Genomic DNA, 6,301 nt, shown 5'->3' with positions numbered 1-6,301 from the left:
GAAAATTCCGCCGCTTTTAAATTTTAAAATTTAGAAAGCGCGGTAAAGCTTGCTAGCTAAAATTTCTTTTTAAATTTAAAGCGCGGCTACATAGATTTATACAGCCTATGCAGCCGCGCGGAATTTAGATAACGGATAGAAGCTCTAAATTTAGATAATCTACAGAGCCTTTGCGATTAGCTCGTTTACGTTTTTGATAAACTCGCTCGGATTTTCAAGCTCCTGCCCCTCGCTAAGACGTGCCAGATCGTAGATTATCTCGGCTACTTGCGGCAGCATCAGCTTATCGGCCTGCAGCTTTTTGATGATCTCGTGATCTGCATTGATCTCCAAAATCGGCTTTATTGGCGGCAGATTGCGACCTCCCATCTGCTTAAGCAGCTGCTGCGTCGCAAAATCGGGATCGTTCTCGTCAAAAACAAGGCAGGAAAGCGAGCCGCTTAGACGCGATGAAATTTTAACGTCCTTGACGCGTTCGCCTAGAATTTCTTTGATCTTCGCGGCAATCTCTTTGGCTTGCGGCGTCGCGGTATCGTCGTTTGCAGCTTCCTGCTTGATCGAAGTCGCGTTTTTAACCGGCGTCTTATCAAACTCAAAAACGCCAGGCATCACGATCGTATCGATCTCATCGTCGCAGAGCAGCACCTCCGTGCCCTCGGCGTTAAATTTCTCGATCAGAGGCGAGCTTTTAAGCATCGCGGCACTGTTTCCGGCGATATAATAGATCTCTTTTTGCTCCGCGCCCATTTTTTCCTTATACTCGCTAAGCGTGATGAGTCCCTCTCGCAGGTTTGATTTAAAAAGACAGAGCTTTAAAATTTCCTCTTTGTTTGCGCCGAAGCCGTAAAGCCCCTCTTTCAAAACCTTGCCGAATAATTCGTAAAATTTTATGTATTTTTCGCGATCGTTCTGCAAAAGCTTTTCCAACTCGGATAGAATTTTTTTGACGCTTTGTTCGCGGACGTAGGCTAAAATTCGGTTTTCTTGCAGAATTTCGCGGCTTACGTTTAGCGGCAGATCCTCGACGTCCATTATGCCGCGCACGAAGCGCAGGTAGCTAGGCAGCAGCTCTTTGGCATCGTCGGTGATGAAAACGCGCTTGACGTAGAGCTTCACGCCGCTTTGATAATCGACGCGGTATAGATCGAAGGGCTCGCTGCTCGGCACGTAAAAAAGCGTCGTGTATTCGTGCGTGCCCTCGGCCTTGGTGTGGATATAAAACAGCGGATCGCCGCTATCGTGGCTGATCTGCTTGTAAAATTCATTGTAATCGCCAGACTTTAGGCTGTTTTTTGGCAGCTGCCAAAGCGCACTAGCGCGGTTGATCTGGACGTTTTTGATTTCGCTATGTCCCTGCTCGCCCTCTTTTTGCGCAGGCACGTATTCTTCTTTATCCATAAAGATCGGATAGGGGATGTGGTTGGAGTATTTTTTGATAATGCCTTCGAGCCTATAGCCGTCCAAAAACTCCTCATCTTTCATATGCAGAATTATCGTCGTGCCGAAGTCCTCTTTTTGCGCTTTTTCGACCATGTAGTTGCTCGCGTCGCTGCTCCATTTATAGCCGTCTTGCGAGAGCGGCTTGCGGCTGATAACTTCGATATGATCCGCTACCATAAAAGCCGAATAAAACCCGACGCCGAACTGTCCGATGAGGTTGCTGTCCTTCGCCGCATCGCCGCTAAGGCTCGCCATAAAGCCCTTCGTGCCGCTGCGCGCGATAGTGCCTAGATTGCTCTCAAGCTCGGCCTCGTCCATACCGATGCCGTTGTCGCCGATGCTTAGCGTTTTGGCCTCTTTGTCGATCTTTATATCGATGCGCGGCACATATGAAAGCGCCTTATATTCGTCGTTTGTAAGGCACAAATAGTTTAATTTATCCAGCGCGTCGCTTGCGTTTGAGATGAGCTCGCGCAGAAAAATCTCCTTGTTTGAATAAAGCGAATGGATCATCAAATTTAGCAGATCATTCACTTCGGTCTTAAATTTTTTCTTTGCCATTATGCGATCCTTTTTGAAAATTTTAGCAGATTATATCATGGAGTGCTAATCTTGTCAAGAGTAGAATAAATAAACTTGATATGGATCCTATCAAGTTTTGGAAATTTACGCGCGCCCGAAGTATATGAAATTTAAACCCGGTTGTGGATTATACAGCAAGAACCGATCCGAATTTGACGGCGCATCTGCGCTAAATTTACAAATTCTTTTTAGTCGTAGTTTTTTTGAAAATTTCAAAATAAGATGATATAATCCGCCTCGATTCCAATGCGATTTTGATGATAAAATCGGGCGTTTAACCGACTAGCAAAATTTATCTAGCAAAAAGGATTCCATTTGAATAACGAAGAAATCATACAACGCATAAATGAGCTGAGAGAAAAGCGGAGCAAAAATTTAAAAAGCTCAAACGAAAATATCTGCAAAGCGGATATTAATGCAGATATGGATACTGACGCTACCATAAATTTGACCGAAAAATCAGGCGCAGGTTCGGCTACAAATTTAAGCCAAAAACCGAGCCCTAAGCCCTCCGTCACTATTTTAAGGGGTGGGCAATCGATCAAAGACGCAGATCTCCACACTCCGCACAAAAATCGTTCCATGCCAAAAATATTTCCTCTCATCGTCGTGTGTATAGTCGCGATCTTTATAGCGATAAAAGCATCTTCTCGCACGGAGACTTTGAATGAAACCCGAATTCCCATCAATCAAGCAAACGAAGCCGCAAATAAAAATCCTAAAGAAATTTCTATTCACACTAAAGACGGTACTTTAAAAATGAAAAATCCCGTAAGATTTCGCGAAGATTGCGACGGCGGAGACGGCGATGCCTGCGCCGTGCTTTCGAGCCTTCTGCTACTAAATGGCGAAATTTCGCAAGAAGGCGCCAAAGATCTGCTTAAAAAAGGCTGCTACGAGCTTAACGGCGGCGAAAGCTGCACGAGACTCGCAGGCTACGAGGATAGAGATTCGCAAGAGGGCAGAAAACTGTATAAAAAAGCATGCAAGCTCGGTAACGGCGAAGGCTGCTTTATGTTCGGTTACGTCGCGTATTTTGACGACGATGATAAAGAAGCGGGTACGCGATACTTTGAGCGATCGTGTGAGTTACGATTTGCGGAGGCGTGCTATTTTCTAGTGGGAATTTATTCCAATGATCCGGCAAAATCGCAAAGATATCAGGCTTTGTTTGAAAAATATCAACAAGAAAACAACGATGCGATAATCAGCTTTAGGCGCAGATAATTTTACGGCTCAATGCACTTTTGCGCACTTTGTTTGCGCGCTTAAATTTGCGCAAATCAAAAAAAACGTCCGTCACCTGCAAGCATGCAAATTTAAAATTTTTACTCAAACCGAAGCGCCGCGTAAAATTTACGCAAACGCAAAAGTCAAATTTAATCGGTTTAATAAATTTAAAACCGACCTCGCGAAGAGATCGTCTCAAATTTACGCAAGCGCGCCTGCGCCCTTTTAAATTTTACTCATCACATCGTCGATTATCGCTTGCGCGCCGTTTCGATCCGCAAGCTCAAGCAGCCCTTTGTTCGCTCGCGCCACATCAAAGCTCTCAATCAAGCCCAATATCCGCTCGCCGCTCGCGTCCTGCTGACGCACGATTTCGCAAAGTCCGCGCTCCTTAAGAAATTTAGCGTTATAAAACTGATGATCCGCCGCCGCGAACGGAAACGGCACGAATATCGCAGGCAGGCCGTTTGCGCAGAGCTCCCACAGCGTGCTGGCGCCACTGCGTCCGACGCAAAGATCGGCGCTTGCGATGAGCTCGTGCATGTTTTTGCAAAAGCCTACGAGCCGCACGTCAAGGCCCTGCTGCGCGTAGATCTGCGAGATACGCTCAAACTCGCGCTCGCCGCACTGATGGATCACGCCGTAGCCGAGGCTCAAAAGCTTGGGCGCAAGCTCCACGGCAAGCGAGTTGATAAAGCTCGCCCCCTGCGAGCCGCCCAAAAAGATGACCCTCTTAAGCGCCGTGCGCGGCCGCGCCGTCTCGAAAAAAATATCTGCGATCGGATAGGCAAACGCGGGCTTTTCATAGGAGCTGTAAAACGCGCGCGCAAAGGGCCTCAGCAGGCGGTTGAGCCTCCCGCAAACGGCGTTTTGCTCGTGGATAAAAAACGGCACGCGAGAAAGGATCGCCGCGATGGATGCGGGTGCCGAGCTGTATCCGCCCACGCTGATGAGCGCGCGGACGCCGTTTTGCTTTAAAATTTTACGCGCCGCAAGCGAGAGGCGCAGGATATTTAGCAGCGAGGCTAGCTTGGCAAAGCCCTTTTTATCGACTACGCCCGAGCTTTGCAAAAAATAGGTGCGCGCAAAAAGCTCGCTACCCTCAAACCACGCGCGATCCTGCCCGCAGTTTGAGCCGATGAATATCGCCCTGATGCCCTGCTTCGCAAGGAGGGCGGCTAAATTTTTAGCGATTATCAGATGCCCGCCGGTGCCGCCGCCGCTGATTGCTATGACCATACTTTTCCTTTAAATTTATAAAATTTCGCGCTTAAATTTAAGCCGCGGCGCGCTTCGGCGTAGAATTTCAAACGCAATTCGGCTCTAAATTTACGTCTAAATTTAAATCGCGTTCGCCTCAAAGCCTGCAAAAGCTTTAAAATTTCGCCCTTTTCGACGCCATCAAAACGAGCCCCACCGCAAACGACGCCGCGAGCAGGTGGCTGCCGCCGTAGCTCAGAAACGGCACGGCGATACCCTTAACCGGCGAGATCGACGTAATGCCGTAGGAGTTGATGATGAACGAAAAGAAAAACATAAAGCCGATACCCAGGCAAAAGAGGAAATTTACGTTACTCGGCGACTTACTCGCGGTCTGAAAGATGCGAAAGAGCATCGCATAAAATAGCGCCACGATAAGCAAAATCCCGACAAACCCCCACTCCTCGGCGATACCTGCGAGCACGAAGTCGGTATGCACCTCGCTCAGATATCCTAGCTTAAAGCTTCCAAGCCCAAGCCCCTGTCCGAAAAACTCGCCGTTGTTTATCGCATTTAGCGAGTGTCCGACCTGATACGGCGCGCTAGCATCCCCTATACGCAGCCCGGCAGCGGTCTCCGGCGACATAAACGACAGCACGAAATCCTGCACGCCGCCCCACCACGAGCGCACGCGATCGACCCTGTGCGCGCTCGTGACGATAAAAACGTAAGCAAGCCCCAAGATCCCCATAAAGCTAAAGCCGATGAGCTTGAAGCTAGTGCCCGCAAAAAGCGACATAAAAATCATCGTAAGCCCCAGCACTGCAACCTGTCCCAGATCGTTTTGCACGATGGCGACTAGGATTACTACAAAGCCGAAAAGCGCTACGTAAGGAAGCAGTGTCGCGATCTCGCGCCCGATGCTTTTTTTGGAGTGATCAAGCTTGCGCGAGAAGCTCCACGCCAAAAAGTAGATGAAGCCCACTTTGAAAAATTCCACCGGCGCGAGGTTAAAAAACGGCAGTCTGATCCAGCGCGCCGCGCCGTTTACGTCGGCGACCAAAGATTTAGGTAAAAAGCCCATCGCAAGCATCAAAATCCCCATGATCGCAAAAAGCGACATGCACACCGGCGTTAGGCATTTATCGGGATCGGCGCGCGAGACGATCCACATCACCGCGATGCACGCGATCCCTACCGCGCACTGACGATAAAAAAAATGCAGCGGCGTAGCACCCAGCAGAAGCACCGTATATGAACTCAGCGACAGCGAAAATATCATGCCGATCGTAATAAGCGCGCAGGTGAAGTAATATAGCCATTTATCGGTTTTCAATCATCTCTCCGTTTTAAAATTTATTCGCATTTACGTGCGTCGCGCATGCTTCGTCTGCCACGCGAGGCTCAAATCTTGCATCACGCCCGTGCCGCACGGTGCCGATTGCGCATCATTTTTTGGCATGCAGCGCGATCGCGCATCTTTTACGCGTGGCACGATCACACATTGTCTTTTGGAACGCAGCACGATCGTGCGTCTTTGACGCGCGGCGCGAATTTTATTCTCGCGCATAGGCGGCTTTGCGGCATGCGGTGCGGGATAGCACGCCATAAGGTACGATCTCTCGTTATCCTGCAAATGTGCATTGCGTACGCTCTATTCTAACATATCGCGACGACTTTCGACGCACGCTGCCACACCGTAGAGCGCAACCGCACTATCTTTTAATACACAGGCGGGTGCATTCTACTCTGGCAGGCGTATCGCGGTGGCTTTTAGCACGCGATAGTTGCAAAATTTTACGCCGCAACATCATTACAAACGCTCGCATGCCGATCGATTTTCAGCGCA

At 48.9% G+C, this 6,301-nt stretch carries 5 protein-coding genes; 1 reads left to right on the top strand and 4 read right to left on the bottom strand.

Going from position 1 to position 6,301, the window contains the following annotated elements; genetic code table 11:
- Positions 1 to 159 precede the first annotated feature (159 nt).
- Complete coding sequence (gene htpG / locus Q0198_RS02380; protein ID WP_297894519.1) at positions 160 to 2,001, bottom strand: molecular chaperone HtpG; 1,842 nt, start codon at positions 1,999 to 2,001, stop codon at positions 160 to 162.
- 336 nt (positions 2,002 to 2,337) lie between these two features.
- Between htpG and Q0198_RS02375 the strand changes: the two genes are divergently transcribed.
- Positions 2,338 to 3,249 carry a hypothetical protein gene (locus Q0198_RS02375; RefSeq protein ID WP_297894517.1) on the top strand — a complete coding sequence of 304 codons (912 nt, stop codon included), beginning with the start codon at positions 2,338 to 2,340 and terminating at the stop codon, positions 3,247 to 3,249.
- Positions 3,250 to 3,477: 228 nt separating this feature from the next.
- Here the strand turns inward: Q0198_RS02375 and Q0198_RS02370 are convergent, their stop codons facing one another.
- The 3 genes from Q0198_RS02370 to Q0198_RS02360 all read right to left on the bottom strand — a co-directional run bounded on the left by Q0198_RS02370 (position 3,478) and on the right by Q0198_RS02360 (position 6,061).
- Positions 3,478 to 4,491: a UDP-N-acetylglucosamine--N-acetylmuramyl-(pentapeptide) pyrophosphoryl-undecaprenol N-acetylglucosamine transferase gene (locus tag Q0198_RS02370; RefSeq protein WP_297894515.1), complete on the bottom strand. Its 1,014-nt coding sequence runs from the start codon at positions 4,489 to 4,491 to the stop codon at positions 3,478 to 3,480.
- 136 nt (positions 4,492 to 4,627) lie between these two features.
- A complete protein-coding gene (locus Q0198_RS02365; RefSeq protein ID WP_297894513.1) occupies positions 4,628 to 5,788 on the bottom strand; it encodes an FtsW/RodA/SpoVE family cell cycle protein in 1,161 nt (386 codons plus the stop codon).
- A gap of 30 nt (positions 5,789 to 5,818) precedes the next feature.
- The gene (locus tag Q0198_RS02360; RefSeq protein ID WP_297894510.1) at positions 5,819 to 6,061 is read right to left on the bottom strand and encodes a hypothetical protein; all 243 of its coding nucleotides are present in this window, start codon (positions 6,059 to 6,061) and stop codon (positions 5,819 to 5,821) included.
- Between the last annotated feature and the right edge of the window lie 240 nt (positions 6,062 to 6,301).

This window comes from uncultured Campylobacter sp. (assembly GCF_938045205.1).
In the GTDB taxonomy this organism is placed as follows: domain Bacteria; phylum Campylobacterota; class Campylobacteria; order Campylobacterales; family Campylobacteraceae; genus Campylobacter_B.
This window is presented reverse-complemented; position numbering and strand designations above follow the sequence as displayed.

Coding starts and splice junctions, on each gene's coding strand:
- htpG (WP_297894519.1), bottom strand. CDS start 2,001: ATGGCAAAGAAAAAATTTAAGACCGAAGTGAATGATCTGCTAAATTTG.
- Q0198_RS02370 (WP_297894515.1), bottom strand. CDS start 4,491: ATGGTCATAGCAATCAGCGGCGGCGGCACCGGCGGGCATCTGATAATC.
- Q0198_RS02360 (WP_297894510.1), bottom strand. CDS start 6,061: ATGGCGTGCTATCCCGCACCGCATGCCGCAAAGCCGCCTATGCGCGAG.